This window comes from Bacillus sp. CD3-5, from assembly GCF_006349665.1.
Classification (GTDB): domain Bacteria; phylum Bacillota; class Bacilli; order Bacillales; family Bacillaceae_G; genus Bacillus_A; species Bacillus_A paranthracis.
In genome coordinates, this window is record NZ_VEPX01000003.1 from 173,638 (window position 1) to 190,197 (window position 16,560).

12 protein-coding genes are annotated in these 16,560 nt (G+C 36.9%); all 12 read right to left on the reverse strand.

Features of this window, described 5'->3' with window-relative positions:
* Positions 1 to 10 precede the first annotated feature (10 nt).
* Positions 11 to 928, reverse strand: coding sequence for a sigma-E processing peptidase SpoIIGA (spoIIGA, locus tag FH036_RS08280; protein ID WP_000261994.1), 918 nt, complete (start codon positions 926 to 928; stop codon positions 11 to 13).
* 314 nt (positions 929 to 1,242) lie between these two features.
* Positions 1,243 to 2,397 carry a cell division protein FtsZ gene (gene ftsZ, locus FH036_RS08285; RefSeq protein WP_000888991.1) on the reverse strand — a complete coding sequence of 385 codons (1,155 nt, stop codon included), beginning with the start codon at positions 2,395 to 2,397 and terminating at the stop codon, positions 1,243 to 1,245.
* Positions 2,398 to 2,436: 39 nt separating this feature from the next.
* A complete protein-coding gene (gene ftsA, locus FH036_RS08290; RefSeq protein ID WP_001087553.1) occupies positions 2,437 to 3,744 on the reverse strand; it encodes a cell division protein FtsA in 1,308 nt (435 codons plus the stop codon).
* A gap of 401 nt (positions 3,745 to 4,145) precedes the next feature.
* A complete protein-coding gene (gene divIB / locus FH036_RS08295) occupies positions 4,146 to 4,916 on the reverse strand; it encodes a cell division protein DivIB (RefSeq protein WP_138321225.1) in 771 nt (256 codons plus the stop codon).
* 98 nt (positions 4,917 to 5,014) lie between these two features.
* Positions 5,015 to 5,920, reverse strand: coding sequence for a UDP-N-acetylmuramate dehydrogenase (gene murB / locus FH036_RS08300; RefSeq protein WP_000437033.1), 906 nt, complete (start codon positions 5,918 to 5,920; stop codon positions 5,015 to 5,017).
* Positions 5,921 to 5,981: 61 nt separating this feature from the next.
* On the reverse strand, positions 5,982 to 7,076 hold the full coding sequence (murG, locus tag FH036_RS08305) for an undecaprenyldiphospho-muramoylpentapeptide beta-N-acetylglucosaminyltransferase (RefSeq protein ID WP_001265415.1): 1,095 nt from the start codon (positions 7,074 to 7,076) through the stop codon (positions 5,982 to 5,984).
* Between the two features lie 105 nt (positions 7,077 to 7,181).
* Complete coding sequence (gene spoVE / locus FH036_RS08310) at positions 7,182 to 8,273, reverse strand: stage V sporulation protein E (RefSeq protein ID WP_000753511.1); 1,092 nt, start codon at positions 8,271 to 8,273, stop codon at positions 7,182 to 7,184.
* A gap of 90 nt (positions 8,274 to 8,363) precedes the next feature.
* Complete coding sequence (gene murD / locus FH036_RS08315; protein WP_138321223.1) at positions 8,364 to 9,716, reverse strand: UDP-N-acetylmuramoyl-L-alanine--D-glutamate ligase; 1,353 nt, start codon at positions 9,714 to 9,716, stop codon at positions 8,364 to 8,366.
* The gene (gene mraY / locus FH036_RS08320; RefSeq protein ID WP_000893058.1) at positions 9,717 to 10,691 is read right to left on the reverse strand and encodes a phospho-N-acetylmuramoyl-pentapeptide-transferase; all 975 of its coding nucleotides are present in this window, start codon (positions 10,689 to 10,691) and stop codon (positions 9,717 to 9,719) included.
* Positions 10,692 to 10,713: 22 nt separating this feature from the next.
* Positions 10,714 to 12,189: a UDP-N-acetylmuramoyl-L-alanyl-D-glutamate--2,6-diaminopimelate ligase gene (murE, locus tag FH036_RS08325; RefSeq protein WP_000766299.1), complete on the reverse strand. Its 1,476-nt coding sequence runs from the start codon at positions 12,187 to 12,189 to the stop codon at positions 10,714 to 10,716.
* Between the two features lie 208 nt (positions 12,190 to 12,397).
* Positions 12,398 to 14,314, reverse strand: a complete 1,917-nt coding sequence (locus tag FH036_RS08330; protein ID WP_001266227.1) for a stage V sporulation protein D — start codon at positions 14,312 to 14,314, stop codon at positions 12,398 to 12,400.
* 81 nt (positions 14,315 to 14,395) lie between these two features.
* Positions 14,396 to 16,546: a penicillin-binding protein gene (locus FH036_RS08335; protein WP_080776446.1), complete on the reverse strand. Its 2,151-nt coding sequence runs from the start codon at positions 16,544 to 16,546 to the stop codon at positions 14,396 to 14,398.
* Positions 16,547 to 16,560 lie beyond the last annotated feature (14 nt).

Sequence of the window (16,560 nt, forward strand, 5' to 3'; positions counted from 1 at the left end):
CCTCCCATTATTAAGCAATTACCATTTTTTGCGAAATTAACATTTTCGGATGCACAATACATTGATATTCTCCATTGGTTGACAACTGTTGTGTATTTAATCCAATCAATACTTTATTCACGACAATAGAACTACCTTCATGATAAATTTGTACACTTTCTGGCTTAATTGCCCATAAAAATTGATTCTCTACTCCTACTGCTCGGAAAGGAATTAAGCGTAATTTTGTCGCCCACCCAGAATCATTTTCTGGTATTTGAGGAATCTGTGTTTTGGAATAAATTTGTTCCGTTAACCAAGCTGGCAAACAATGTTCTAATGATGAAATATGCATAATCATAACAGGTGTTTTCGTTAACGGGTCGTAAAGTTGATTCCCACTATCAATTAAACCTGCGAGTTCTAGTTCCTCTTCAGCTAATTGAATTTTCAATTTCACAATTTGATCATAGTGTATTTTTGTAACCTCTACGCTTTCAATACGCTTTTTAGAAAAATAATAAATGACTGGAAAACCAAAAATAACGAACAACCAACTAATTGGGTCACCGTAAGAAATTGATTGAGATTGAACCAACCCATTTACCATTTCATTCGTTTGCAAAAAGAAATGAGTGCCCATTAATCCTCCGCCAACCATAAAGGTTACAAAGTAAAAAGTAAAAACAGTTTGTGCATAATTTCTAAATGTTGTAAACCCAAATGCTGTATACACAATAAGTAACGAGTACAGTAGTTTCATAATCGGATGTGTCATCATAGAAGCAAAAGGAGTAAAGGCAAAAATAACAATGGTTGAACCTATCAATGCCCCTAACACAAGCCTCCATCTTTTGATCTTCTTTTTTAACACGGTAGCCGTTAATAAAAGTAAAAGAAAATCAATGCAGGCGTTTAACAACCAAACAACGTCGGCGTAAACAACCAAACAATTCACCTCTTTTTTTAAGTTGAGACTAGTATAATGCATATCCAATAGGAAAGTGTGTCAATTTGCGGAGGTGTTTTTTTGTTATTTTGTGCTTTCTAGACATAATCTGTCGGTAAAAAATAAAAGTATATGTTTCATAGAATGCTATATACTTTTTACTTACATATAAAGTGAAACTTTAATCGCCACGCACCAATCGTGCTATCCGGCAAATAGCGGAATAGATTAAAATATATAAAATAAAAAAGACCTGCTTAGGCAGATCTTTTCCCTGTATAAAACAAAAAAGGAGCATAAATGCTCCTTTTCTTTTATCGTCTGCGACGATTACGTAAGAATGCTGGAATATCGATATCATCTGAATCTGAATGACGCTCATGTACAACTGGCTCTTCACGCTTCATTTCACGTTTTACTTCACGTTGTTTTGGTGGTTGAGCTACTGGCTGTTGCTGTTGTTGCGTGTGATTCACATTCGGACGGATAATTGGTTTTGGTGGTTGAGTTGCAATTGTATCATCAAAACCAGTTGCAATTACAGTTACAACGATATCATCTTTTAATCCTTCATTAATAACCGAACCGAAGATCATATTTACTTCTGGATCTGAAGCTGAAGCTACAATGTCTGCCGCTTCTTGTACTTCATATAAGCTTAAGTTAGCTCCACCCGTAATGTTCATGATAACACCTTGAGCTCCATCAATAGATGTTTCTAATAATGGACTAGAAATCGCTTTTTTCGCAGCTTCAGCAGCACGATTTTCTCCATTACCAGAACCAATACCCATTAAAGCAGAACCTCTATTAGACATAATTGTCTTTACGTCTGCGAAGTCTAAGTTAATTAAACCTGGTGTTGCAATTAAATCAGAAATACCTTGAACACCTTGACGTAATACGTTATCTGCTTCACGGAATGCCTCTAACATTGGCGTGTTTTTATCAACAATCTCTAATAAGCGATCGTTTGGAATTACAATAAGTGTATCTACATTTTCTTTAAATGCCGCAATACCAGATGCCGCTTGTGTTGCACGCTTACGTCCTTCAAATGTAAATGGGCGTGTTACAACACCAACTGTTAATGCACCTAATTCTTTTGCCACTTGAGCAACAACTGGAGCTGCACCAGTTCCAGTTCCGCCGCCCATACCAGCAGTTACGAATACCATATCAGCACCACGAAGTGCTTCTTGGATCTGTTCTTTACTTTCTTCTGCAGCTTTTTTCCCTACTTCAGGGTTTGCACCTGCACCAAGTCCACGTGTTAATTTTCCACCAATTTGCATTTTCGTTTCAGCTTTTGATAGATTTAATGCTTGTGCATCAGTATTCACAGCGATAAAGTCTACACCTTGTACACCGTGTTCAATCATACGGTTTACAGCATTGTTTCCGCCACCGCCGACACCGATAACTTTTATATTCGCTAATTGATCTTGAGTAGTATCAAACTCTAACATGTCGAAATCCCCCTAGAACCTCATTTTTCGTGTCCAATTTTAATCCCATAAATAACGGAATACACGTTTTACTTTTGACATCATACGGTCATCATTTTGATTATTATTGTTTTGATTACGCGTTTTTTGTTTCGCAGGTTGCTGTTGTACCGGCGTTGGAGCTGGTGCTGGTACTGGTTCAAAATGCTCTTGTTTTTCCTGCACATTTTTCCCACGCAACTTAGCTTTTTGATAAGAATGTTTAATTAATCCTACTCCACTTGTATATTGGGGCTCACGCACGCCAATATAATCAGGAGTTGCTATACGAACATTTTCATGTAAAATATCATATGCAAGATCAAGAACACCTGGCATAGAAGCAATTCCACCAGTTAGTACATAACCAGAAGCTACTTGCTTTACCCCTAACTTACGCACTTCATCTTGAACAAACATTAAAATTTCCTCTACACGAGCCTCTATTATATCCGATAATTCCAACTGAGAATATTGTTCTGTTTGATCGCTTCCCATAATAGGAACCGTAAACATCTCTTCTTCAGACGCTGTATCATAAAAAGCATGTCCATATTTCAACTTAATTTGATCTGCATTTTCTGTTGAAGTTTTCAACCCAATCGCAATATCTTTCGTTATATGGTCTCCACCTAATGGTAATACGCTCGTCGCTTGTAACTCTCCATCTTTAAAAATAGATAAAGTTGTAGATCCTCCCCCCATATCAACAAGGGCTACTCCTCTATTTTTTTCATCTGAAGATATAGCAACTGTTGCAGCCGCTAAAGGTTGAAGACAAATATCAACAATTTCAAGACCTGCTTTTTCTACACAACGAAGTAGGTTATGTAGTAAAGTTCTCGAGCCTGTAATAAGTGTACCTTCCATTTCTAATCTTACACCGATCATCCCGCGCGGATCGTTAATCTCGTCAAGACCGTCTACAATGAACTGTCGAGGTACCACATCAATAAACTCACGTTCTGGAGCAATTGACACAACTTGTGCTGCATCTAGAACGCGTAAGACATCTTCATTCCCGATTTCACGATCTTCATTTGAAACAGCGACTACTCCGTGACAAGGAAGTAGCTGTACCTGGTTTGCATTGACACCTACTACAACTTGCTCAATGTGGATTCCCACCATGCGCTCAGCTTGTTCAATTGCTTTTTTAATTGATCGAACAGTCTCGTCTATATCAACTATCGATCCCTTCTTTAAACCATTTGATTTTACATTTCCAACACCAATAATGTTTAAGCTGTCATTAACCATTTCACCAATGATGACTTTAACATTGGATGTACCGATGTCAAGACTAACATATATTTCATTGCTGTTCATTCTTTGGCACCTCCTTCTTTATTTATACCATACAACTCAATATATGGAACAACAATCGCAACTTTACTATTTATAAGAAAAATATTCAACGTCTTTATACGTTTCCCTTTTTTAACCCTATATTTTTCTTATTTTTATTTAACATTCATTTAAGAATATTGCAGTAAACTTTGAATAACTGCTTATCTTGAAATAATTCTATTTCAAGTGTAAAGATTACCGCCAAGTATAAGTCTACACTAAGATGTACTCATAGAAAAGTGAAACTTGTACCAATCCTAGTATGAATCTAAGAATTTTTACATATTTTTCATCAAATGAACCATTCTTGTAAATTCCTATGCACCAAGCAGAACGTTCGTTTCGTTTTTTTCTACAATAACGTAGTGAAAACTATCATTCTATTCTTTTTTTTCTTCTGCTCCTAATTCTTTCGTATACGCCCCTACTTCTAAGTCAATTAATACCTTTTTGCCTGGCTCAATTGTTTTTAAGATAAGTGGATAAGCTTCCATACGTTTTGCGAAATTTTGAATCGTAGTGCTCACTTCATACCCTTCATTCATATATAAAGTAAGGTGGTCTTCATTCGCATTTGTCGGTGAATAACGAATTTCAGAAATAGACCTTAAAATAGTTGGTGTTAATTTTTCAAGCTCAGCAATTAACTCCTTCATTTTCTCCTCTTTAAAAGGTTCAAAAATTGGCGCTGCAACAGGAAGTTTTCCGTTCGGGAGTACATCAAGTGTTTTCCCGTTCTCTAATAACGGTTGTAATTTCCCATCTTTGTTTATATAACCAATCGTTAAATATTCTTCAATATGAACGTCAATTTTATTTGGAAAACGCTTCTTTACATTTACTGCTTTAATTTCTTTTCGTTTCGTTAAGTTTTCTTCTGCTTTATGTGCTGTCACTCGGAAATAACTTGTATCATATGTCACACCTGATTCCTTCATCACTTGTTCATCTGTCATATAATGATTTCCAAACACGCTTATCTTTTTTATATTGCTAAGCGGAGACCGAAAATAAATTAAAAAGAGAACTAATAAAAATAAAATTGATATGTATAAAATCAACCGATGATTAACATCTTTCTTGTTTTTTTTCTGTTGATTTTTTAACTTTGGTACACGATCCTGTAGTTTAATCACTTTACTATTTTTCATGTACGATCCCCCTACGTAACATAAAGAACGGCATGTTCCTCATGCCGTTCTTATCTTCTTATTATAACATAAATGATAATGAGCGGAACGAATAACCGTTATCTTCCAATGATTTCTACTTCTGTATGCATTTCTACGCTAAATTTATCCTTGATTGTTTGTTTTACTAATGCTATTAAAGATAATACATCTTGCGCGCTAGCTCCACCAGTATTAATAATGAAGTTTCCATGCATTTCAGAAATTTGAGCTCCACCTATTTGATAACCACGAAGCCCCGCCTTCTCTATTAAATCTCCTGCAAAGTATGGAATTGGATTCCGAAACACACTTCCTGCACAAGGGTGATTCCATGGCTGTGTTTCACGACGGTAATCTTTATTCTTTTGCATGACACTTACAATTCCCTCACGCTCTCCTATCTGCAATTGAAACTCAGCTTCCAAAACAATACCAGGACGTTTCGTTTGCAATACAGATGTACGATAGGAAAACTCCATTTCTTCATGCGTTAACCAGTCAATTGTTCCATCTTCAAACAAAATAAGAGCTTTTGAGAATATGTTTGATATATCCGATTTATGTGCTCCTGCATTCATATACACTGCACCGCCAACACTTCCTGGAATACCACTTGCAAACTCCAGACCAGCTAACCCTTGACGACTAAGTAAAGTTGATAATTTAATCAGGGGATACCCACCACCAACTCTTACTCTATGTTTTTCGACTTCTAAGTGGTCTAATCCTTCTCCTAAACGAATAACGACACCTTCTATCCCTAGATCAGATACAAGAAGGTTCGAACCGCGACCAATTACAGTCCACTTTGTTTTATATTTCTTTACTAACTGCAACGTTTTTTCAATACCGGCAACATGCTTTGGCACAATTAAAATATCAGCTGGTCCACCTATTTTCATAGTTGTATAACGTGCTAACGGTTCATCCACTAACACACGACCAACCTTTGCTTCTATAAGCTCATTTACTAATTGCTCCATAAACAATCTCCCCCATACTAAGCATCCTTATTACAGTAGTATGCAGGGCGTTCACCTAACGTTATTTTTTTACAAGCTTATTCATTACTTCATACAACTTATTTGCTGCATCTGGAATACCTAATTGCCCAGCAGCAAGCTTCATATTTTGTAATGTTTGTGCATCTAATAAAATCTCGTCAATATCACGAATAAGTGTTTCAGCTGTTAAATCTTTTTCAAGCAACATTTTTGCTGCTCCTTTATCGACAACAGAACGTGCATTTTTTTCCTGATGGTTATTTGTTACATAAGGACTCGGAATTAACACACTTGGCTTACCTAACGCTGTTAATTCTGCAAGTGTTGTTGCTCCAGCTCTTGAGACAACAAGGTCTACACCTGTAAGTACTTCTGGCATATTATGAATGAAAGGTTTAATAATAACATTATTCGGGTTCCCTTTTTGCTTCACTGCATCCATCACTTTGTCGTAATGAACTTCACCTGTTACATACAATATTTCGTAACTTTTATTTCCAAACTGTTCAATTGCCTCTACGAAAGCATCGTTAATTGGTCTAGCCCCACGGCTGCCACCAAAAATAAGCACGGATTTTTTAGGAAGAGATAAACCTACTGAACGTTTTCCTTTCATTCCATTTTGATCCATTACTTCTGACGCTCGTGGGTTTCCAGTCATGACCACTTTTGACTGCGGAAAATGTTCTGCAGCCGCTTCAAAACAAACTGCAACTTTATCAACATAGCGGCTTAAAAATTTATTCGTTACACCAGGTACACTATTTTGTTCATGTACAATAGTTGGAATACCTAATTTTGCCGCAGCATATACAACAGGTCCACATACATATCCACCTGTTCCAATTACAATATCTGGATTGAAACGACGAATATATCGTTTACTATCTTGTACACCTTTTAGAAAACGCATCACCGTTTTCACGTTATCTAACGATATTTTACGCTTAAATCCACTTATAACAATAGATTGAAACGGTATACCTGCTTTGGGCACGATTGTGCTCTCTAATCCATTCTCCGTACCAATATATAAAAACCTTGCTTCCGGATTTAATTTTTTTATTTCTCTTATTAAAGCAAGAGCCGGATAAATATGACCTCCAGTGCCCCCACCACTTACTAATACACGCACTACTAACTCCTCCGCTTCTCTTTTTCTTATTACAGTCGTATTTATTTCTATATACATATTGTTTCTTCGTACACATACGAAAAACCCTGTCTTATAAAACAGGGTTTAGTAGCGAGAATGGCGACTTATATTTAATAATACACCTACTGCCATTAACATTAATGTCAAACTTGATCCACCATAACTTAAAAACGGCAAAGTAATACCCGTAACAGGCATCAATCCTGTTACAACACCAACATTAATCATTACTTGAATCGCAATCATCGCCACAATACCTACTGCTAAAAACGTACCATATAAATCTGGCGCTCCTAAAGCTATACGAATCCCACGCCATAATAATAGACTAAATAATAATAACACAAATGAACCACCAATAAAACCTAATTCCTCGGATAAGATTGCAAATATAAAGTCTGTTTGCGGTTCAGGTAAATAAAGAAACTTTTGTCTACTTTGTCCAAGTCCAAGCCCGAATAATCCACCTGGTCCAATTGCGAGTAACGATTGAATAATTTGAAATCCACTTCCAAGCGGATCTGACCACGGGTCTAAATATGATGTAATACGTTTCATCCGATACGGTGCTGATGCAATTAGCCCTACAAATCCTGCTACACCAAGCAAACCAAACATTGCAAAGTGAAAGACTCTTGCTCCTGAGATAAATATCATAACGATACATGTCCCAACCATTACCGTCCCTGTACCAAGGTCGGGCTGTAACATAATCATTCCGAAAGCAAGAAATACAAAACCTAAAGCTGGTAGTAAACCACGTTTAAAAGAGGTAATTAATTTTTGTCGTTCCGCTAAAAATTTCGCTAAGAAAATAATCATCGCAAACTTCATAAATTCGGACGGTTGAATGGAAAATGCCCCGATTCCAATCCAACTTCGCGCTCCTCCTCGAACAAGACCTACTCCAGGAATAAGAACGAGAATAAGAAGAACGAAGCAAACTAGCAAAATTACTTTTGAATACGTACGCCACACCCAATAATCAATTTTCATAATAAAAAACATAGCCACTACACCAAGACCTGCGAATAGCAATTGCCTTTTTGCAAAAAAGAATGAGTCCCCCATTTTATAAGAGGCCCAAACCGCACTCGCACTATAAACCATAATCATTCCGATTGTTAACAACGCAAGTGTAACGATGATGAGAATAAAATCAGGCGTTTTCTTCATTACCCATAAACACCACCTCTTTAGGCAGAAACTTTTGCCCTATGTAACAAAACATCAGTAGGTGTTAGCCTACTGATGTTTTGATTTACTTTATATAAGTTTATGCACAGCTTGTATAAAAATGTCTCCTCTTTCTTCAAATGTTTTAAATTGATCCCAGCTTGCACATGCTGGAGAAAGAAGAATTACATCGCCATCTGTAGAATGAGCATAAGCTTTCACTACAGCTTCATCTAAAGTATCGACACTTTCAATTGTATCTAATCCCGCTTTTTCTGCAGCTCTTACTAATTTTGGAGCTGTTTGTCCAAATGTTACAATCGCTTTAACATTTTTGAAATACGGAATTAAATCATCGAATTCATTTCCACGATCCAGCCCACCTGCTAATAACACAGTCGGTTGTGTAAACGCAGATAAAGCTTTCTCTGTCGCTAACATATTCGTTGCTTTTGAGTCATTATAAAACTTACGGTTATTTATAGTTGTTACGTATTCTAAACGATGTTTTACACCTGTAAAACGTTTTAAAACTGCCGTAATCGCTTCATTAGAAACACCCGATAATTTTGCGATACTCATCGCTGCTAAAATATTTTCTAAATTATGTTGACCAGGTAAAACGATATCGCCTACTTCAACAACTTTTTCACCTTTAAAATAAAGAGCATTATCTTTTATACACGCACCATCTTCAATTTCTTTCGTTGTTGAGAACAGTACTTTTTGACCTTTACTATAAGCAGATAAAGCCATCACATCTGCATCATCTGCATTTATTACACTATAATCATTTTCTGTTTGGTTTTTAAAAATATTCGCTTTTGCTAAACCATATTCTTTCTTCGTCCCATGATAATCTAAGTGGGCCTCAAATAAATTTAAAAACGCAGCAATTTTAGGTTGGAACAATTCTACTCCCATCAATTGGAACGATGAAAGTTCTGTAACTACAACTTCATTTTCTTTCGCATCCTGTGCAACTTCACACGCTACAGTTCCAATGTTTCCTGCAATTACGGGATGCTTTTGTCCTTCTTTTAGCATTTCAAATGTAAGCATTGTCGTCGTCGTTTTACCGTTAGACCCCGTAATCCCAACAAATGGTGCTTCTGAAATACGATATGCTAATTCAACTTCCGTAACAATTGGAATTTGCTTTTCTTTCGCAGCAACTAATATTGGATTAGAATACGGGATTCCTGGATTTTTTACTACAAGAGAAATATTTCTCTCTAATAATTCTAAAGGATGACCACCGCATACAACATCCATTCCTTTTGCTTGTAATTCTGCAGCAAGTACATTCTCTGCTAAAGGCTTTCCGTCATTTACAATAACATTTGCCCCTAACTTTTGTAGCAATGTAGCTGCTGCATAACCACTTTTTGCAATGCCTAATACAAGAATATTCTTATTTTGAAATTCAGTTACAGTTTTCAATTACATCCACACCCCGATATAAATTCCTAACACAGCTAATAAAAATCCTACAGACCAAAACGTCACAACGACACGCCATTCTGACCAACCACATAATTCATAATGATGGTGTAATGGACTCATTTTAAAGACACGTTTTCCTGTTGTTTTAAACGAAATAACCTGAATAATAACCGATAAAGTTTCCATTACGAATACTCCGCCAATGATTACAAGTAGCAATTCTTGTTTTAATAAAATTGCTACAGCTGCAATGGCTCCACCTAAAGCTAATGAACCTGTATCTCCCATAAACACTTTTGCTGGATTCGCATTGAATACTAAAAATCCAAGTACAGCTCCTACAACTGCCATACAGAATATCGCTACTCCAAATTGCTCTTGTGCCACAGCAATTATACTAAATGCTCCAAATGCAATAGCAGCTGTTCCTGATAATAAACCATCTAAACCGTCAGTTAAGTTAACTGCATTTGATCCACCAATAAGCATAAATAGTACAAGTACAAAATACGCCCAACCTAATTCAAACTTAACATCCGTTCCCGGAATCATGATGTATGTGTGGAACGCTTGCCCTTTTCCAATTAAAAAGAACGCAATAGCAATAACAAGCTGACCTACTAATTTTTGTTTTGATGTTAAACCAAGATTTCTCTTCTTAACTACCTTTATGTAGTCATCTAAAAATCCAATCAATCCGTAACCAAATGTCACTAATAGTAATAACGATACCTCTGCACCTAAATGATTAAACTTAATCGCCATAATAAGTGAAGTTACCATCATAGATACGTATATGACAATACCACCCATTGTCGGTGTCCCTGATTTTTTTTGATGTGATTTTGGTCCCTCATCACGAATACTCTGTCCGAACTTTAATTTTCTTAAAAATGGAATAAACAATGGCGAAAGGGCAACAGAAATTAAGAATGCTACCCCAGCCGTTACTAATAAACCTTGCTCAAGCACATGTAGTCCTCCTCTCACGTTGTTACTCTTCGTTGTTTAAACGCTCTGTAATTGCTTCTTTAGCGATTTCACGATCATCAAAATGATGAACATCTTTACCAATAATTTGATATGTTTCATGACCCTTACCAGCAATAATGATAATATCTTCAGCTTTTGCGTTAGCAATTGCATGGTATATCGCTTCTTTTCTATCAATAATTACTTCATAATTTTTTCCATTTGCACCATGTACCATATCATCTAAAATAGCTCCTGGCTCTTCACTTCTTGGATTATCTGAAGTGTAAATGGCGTGAGTTGCATATCGTGTTGCAACACTTGCCATGATTGGTCTCTTCGTTCTATCTCTATCACCGCCACAACCGACGATGCAATATACGTCACCTTTTGCAAACTGTTTTGCTGTTTTCAATACATTCTCTAAGCTATCTGGTGTATGTGCATAATCAACAATAACTGTATAATTTTGTCCACCATCAACTACTTCAAAACGTCCTGGAACTCCAGCTAGTTCCTTTATTACATCAATGATTGTTTCTAAACTTACACCAGAAACAAGTCCTGCCGCTGTCGCAGCTAGTACGTTATATACATTAAATTTCCCAATTAATTTCATCGTAACATTTACACTCTCATACGGTGTTACAAGCGTAAATGTAGTTCCACCACTTGTCATAACGATATCTTTTGCCATAACATCACTTGTTGTATCAATTCCATACGTTACAACAGTTGCTGCAGTACTTCTCATATATTCCGCTGTTACAGCATCATCGTTATTCAATACCGCGTATTTTTCACGATTATGATTATAACTATTGCCAAGTTGCGCAAATAGCAACCCTTTTGCATGTTTATATTCTTCCATCGTTTTATGATAGTCTAAATGATCTTGTGTTAAATTTGTAAACACTGCTACATCGTAATCACATCCGTGTACACGGCCAAGATCTAAAGCATGTGACGAAACTTCCATTACTGTGCTATCCACACCGTGTTCAACCATTTTTGCAAACGTCTGTTGAAGTGTTAGTGCATCTGGTGTTGTATTTTTCACCTCAAATGTTTCATCACCGATTTTCATATTAATCGTTCCAATTAGCCCCGTTTTATGACCATGTGCGCGCATAATCTCATCCATAATATGCGATGTTGTTGTCTTTCCATTTGTACCTGTAATACCGATTAAATGTAACTTGTGTGTTGGTTGACCATAAAAATAATCAGCTAAAACCGCTAACGAACGAAAAGTATTTTTCACAAGTACAACTGGAACGTCAACATCAATTGGTCTTTCCGCAACAATAGCAGCCGCTCCTTGTGCCGCTGCTTGCTTAGCAAAATCATGGCTATCAACCGTATATCCTTTCATACATACAAATAAGCTTCCTTCTTTCACTTTACGTGAATCAGCTTCTATAGATGTGATTTCTGGATTTTCTTTTGGAACAACTGGAAAATCATGCAAACATGATACAAGTGTATGCAACTTCATTTCACTAAACCCTCTCTACATTGTGTATTTATCTCTTTTATTAATAAGCAACACGTTACCTCCTAATTATGTAAAATAGGAGGTAAGTGCTACTGTGTCTAATAAATAGACCTATTTATAACCGAGACTCTTGCGGTCTCAAATTAAGTAACTCTTCTATAAAGAACTCACTTCCACCAATTGTACCATAAAACGTACTAGGTTACCTTTAATTCCCGAAGTAAATTCTAATTTTTGAGCCTTCTTTCACTTTAGCTCCTGCTTCCGGGGACTGTTTAATGACTTTCTCTCCATCTCCGCTTATATCAAGCTTCAAATCAACGAGTTGCGTCTGTAAGTCTTTCTTTTTCATACCAATTAAATTCGGAACTTCCACAGTTGGTGTATCGCCCCATTTATATTCTCTCTCAACTTGTTCTTTTCTCGGTTTCACTCCCATAACAGGAAGTGCATCCCGCAGAATATTCCCAACAATTGGAGCTGCTACTACTCCACCAAATTGCGTTACACCTTTCGGATTATCAACAGCAACATAAACAACAATTTCCGGATCATCTGCTGGAGCAAAACCGATAAAAGATACAATATAATTATTCTCTAAATATTTACCATCTTTCACTTTTTGAGCCGTACCTGTTTTTCCACCTACACGATACCCATCAATGAAAGCACCTTTACCAGATCCTTTTGCTACAACATTCTCTAATGCATACCGAACTTTTTCTGAAGTTTCCTTGGAAATAACTTTTCTTTTTTCCACAGGTGTCTTTTTACTTACAACTTGATTGTTTTTCGGATCAATAAATTCTTTAGCTATATACGGTTGATACAAAGTTCCACCATTTACAGCCGCTGCTACCGCCGCTACTTGTTGGATTGGCGTAACAGAAACACCTTGACCGAATGAAGTTGTTGCTTGCTCGACTGGACCGACTTTATCTAAATTAAATAAAATCCCACTACCTTCACCTTGCAGATCGATTCCTGTCTTCTGTCCAAAGCCGAAATTACGAATGTATTTAAACAATCGGTCTTTACCAAGACGATCACCCAGTTCGATAAATCCTGGGTTACAAGAGTTTTGAACTACTTCTAAAAACGTTTGGCTACCGTGGCCTCCTGCTTTCCAGCATTTCAATCTTGCTCCACCAACTTCAGCTGCTCCATCATCATAAAACGTATCTTTCTCTAAGTCTACTAAATTTTCATTCAAAGCTGCGGCTAACGTAATGATTTTAAATGTTGAACCAGGTTCATACGTACTCCATACTGGTAAATTTCTATTGTACACTTCTGGAGAAACACTTTGAAAATCTGCCGGATCAAAACTCGGCCGACTCGACATACCTAAAATTTCACCATTTTTCGGATTCATCGCAATCGCAATCATACCATCTGGATTATATGTCGACTCTGCAATATTCATTTCTCTTTCCATAATTCTATTAATACGTGCATCAATTGTTAAACCTAAATTCAAACCAGCTTCTGGTTTTTTGAAATCATCACCAACATTAGGCATCCTTTGCCCTTTTGCATCTGCAAAAAAGCGCACATGACCTTCATCACCATTCAGCTCTTTATCATAATACTTTTCTAGTCCCATAAGACCTTGGTTATCACTACCTGCAAACCCTAATACGTGTGATAAAAAGTTGCCAAATGGATAGTACCGGATAGAGTCCTCTGCGATATAAACACCTTTCAAACTTAATCCTCTTACCTCTTTCGCCTTATCATGTGATATTTTCCTTCCGCCTTTATCTAACCTTACAATTGATTCTTTTTTTGTAATCCTCTTATAAATCTCATCTTTTTCCACACCTAATACTGCAGCTAACTTCTCTGCAGTCTCTGCTGGTTTTTCAATTTGCCTCGGTACAACAAAGACAGTTGGAGCACTTTTATTCGTGGCAAGTTCCACACCATTTCGGTCTAAAATTTTTCCACGTTCAGGTTCAAAAGTAATATTACGACTCCATGAATCTTTCGCACGATCCGTTAACATATTCCCAAGAAAAAATTGCACATATCCAAGACGAATATCGATGATAGTGAAAATAAGTATACCTGATATGAGTATAAAAATAAGTCGTTTTCTAACTGTTACATTTGATACACGCATATTGGAACAAGCCTCCCTTACGCCTAGCTTGTTCCAATATATGCTTGTACTTATTTAATTAGAACTTCTTCTCTTTTACCATTACGGCTTTTCTGCTTCTTGTTGTGGTTCAAGTGGCGGTACAAGTGTTACACCTAACTCTGTACCAGGTTGCAACAATGTTCCTTCTGGCACACTTTGTTCAGTTACGTATCCGGTACCAGTAGGTTTTAAGTTAAGCTTTAATGTTTTTGCTAAATTCATAACATCACGAAGTGCCCAGCCTTGTATATTTGGCATTGTAGGTTGATCTCCCACTAAGAACACTCGGTCACCCTTCAATGTTTGTTCAGTCGCTTTCGGTACTTGTTGCTGTACTTTCCCTTCACCTAATACGATTGGGCGAAGTTTTGCTTTATCAATAGCTTTTTTCGCTTCTTCCATCGTTTTTCCCGTTACATCTGGAACAGCAGTTTGCTGCTCTTTCACATATTTCTTCGGATCTTTCACTTCATTAGGCTTAATCTTTAAATACTCTAAACTATTCTTCGTTACATATTTAAAAATATCAGCTAAAGGTTGTGCACCACTCTCATCATCTTTCAACTTCGGTTTTTTAACAGCTACATATACAACAAGTTGCGGATCATCCATAGGTGCCATACCTAAGAACGAGAATATATAATTCTCTCTTCCTGTCATATAGCCACCTTTTCCATCCGGAATTTGCGCTGTTCCTGTTTTACCACCAACTGAATATCCATCGACTTTATAAGCAGTTCCTGTTCCTTTCGGTGATGTAACAACACGTTCTAATAACTGCCTTACTTGCGCTGCTGTCTCTTTTGTAACCGGTTTGCCCACTTCTTCTGGCTTATGTTCTAATTTTACTTCCCCTGTTATCGGATCTACAATTTTATCAATTGTATAAGGTTTCATCATTTTCCCATCGTTCGCAATAGCAGTTGCAGCTTGTACAAGCTGAATTGGTGTTACAGTAGAACCTTGTCCAAAAGCTGTCGTTACTTGCTGTATTTGCTGATCGAATAAAATGGTATTTGAACCTTCATCAGGTAAATCAATATTCGTTTTTTCATCTAATCCGAAAGCATGGATATATTTCCGGAAACGGTCTGGACCAAGTTTTTGATCACCTAAAATAGCAAACGCTACATTGGAAGAGCGCTCTACCCCTTCATCAAATGTGATAGATCCCCATCCAGCGCCGCCATTATGATCTTTTATTTTGCGGTTCCCGACTTGATATGTACCAGACTGATAATAATCTTGTCCCTTATACACACCTTCATTAATAGCTGCTGCTAGCGTGAAAATTTTCATTGTTGATCCAGGTTCAAATGCATTTGCAATTGCATCATTATAATAATACTCATTAATTTCCTGGTTCGGATCATAACTAGGTTTACTAGACATCGCTAATATTTTCCCTGTTTTTGGATCCGCAACAATTCCTATTAAGCTTTCCGGTTCATAATGTTTACTCGCTTCTTTCATCGCGTCTTCTAAATAACTTTGAATACGTTGGTCAAGCGTTAAATAAACATTATCACCATTTTTAGGTGCCTTTACATTCACTTTTCCACCGTCAAGAGATACTCCTTTACGGTCACCTGTATAAGCTACTTTTCCATTAGCAGCACCTAAATACTTATCCAAACTCTTTTCTAAACCAAATCGTCCTATAGCAATTCCTTTATCATCAGGTTTCGCGTAACCTACAACATAAGATGCGAAATCACCATTTGGATACACTCTTGCATTTTCTGTAATAAAAGATATGCCTGGCAATTTCAATGCTTCGATTTGTTCCTTCTGTTCCTTCGTCAAGCCCTTACCTAAATTCCCAAATTCTACTTGACTTCTACCTTCTTTATTTAACGTATCTAAAATCTTCTTTTCATCTTTTCCGAGTACGCCCGCAATTTTCTTGGCGGTATCCTCTTTATCCTCAACCGGCTTCGCACCTTTTAGTTCCGCTACAAGTTTATAAGAGTTTGCATCTTGCGCTAATACATGACCGTTTTGATCATAAATCGTCCCGCGATTTGCTTCGAGAACTCCTGTTTTACTATGTTTTTGCTGAGCGAGTTTATCCAAATCCTGATTATGCACTGTTCCTGTCGCTTGTATGTAAAAAAATCGGGCTAATAACAGCAAAAAGAGCAGGAGGAATAAAATCATAAAATACCCTGCTCCCTTATTGGTATGAAATTTAGTCATATTTCTCTTCATTTTCCCTTCACACC

Excerpts from the sequence above, each read along its gene's own strand:
- ftsZ (WP_000888991.1), bottom strand. The coding sequence starts at position 2,397 with ATGTTAGAGTTTGATACTACTCAAGATCAATTAGCGAATATAAAAGTT.
- ftsA (WP_001087553.1), bottom strand. The coding sequence starts at position 3,744 with ATGAACAGCAATGAAATATATGTTAGTCTTGACATCGGTACATCCAAT.
- divIB (WP_138321225.1), bottom strand. The coding sequence starts at position 4,916 with ATGAAAAATAGTAAAGTGATTAAACTACAGGATCGTGTACCAAAGTTA.
- murB (WP_000437033.1), bottom strand. The coding sequence starts at position 5,920 with ATGGAGCAATTAGTAAATGAGCTTATAGAAGCAAAGGTTGGTCGTGTG.
- spoVE (WP_000753511.1), bottom strand. The coding sequence starts at position 8,273 with ATGAAGAAAACGCCTGATTTTATTCTCATCATCGTTACACTTGCGTTG.
- murE (WP_000766299.1), bottom strand. The coding sequence starts at position 12,189 with ATGAAGTTGCATACACTTGTATCATGTTTGCATGATTTTCCAGTTGTT.
- FH036_RS08330 (WP_001266227.1), bottom strand. The coding sequence starts at position 14,314 with ATGCGTGTATCAAATGTAACAGTTAGAAAACGACTTATTTTTATACTC.
- FH036_RS08335 (WP_080776446.1), bottom strand. The coding sequence starts at position 16,546 with ATGAAGAGAAATATGACTAAATTTCATACCAATAAGGGAGCAGGGTAT.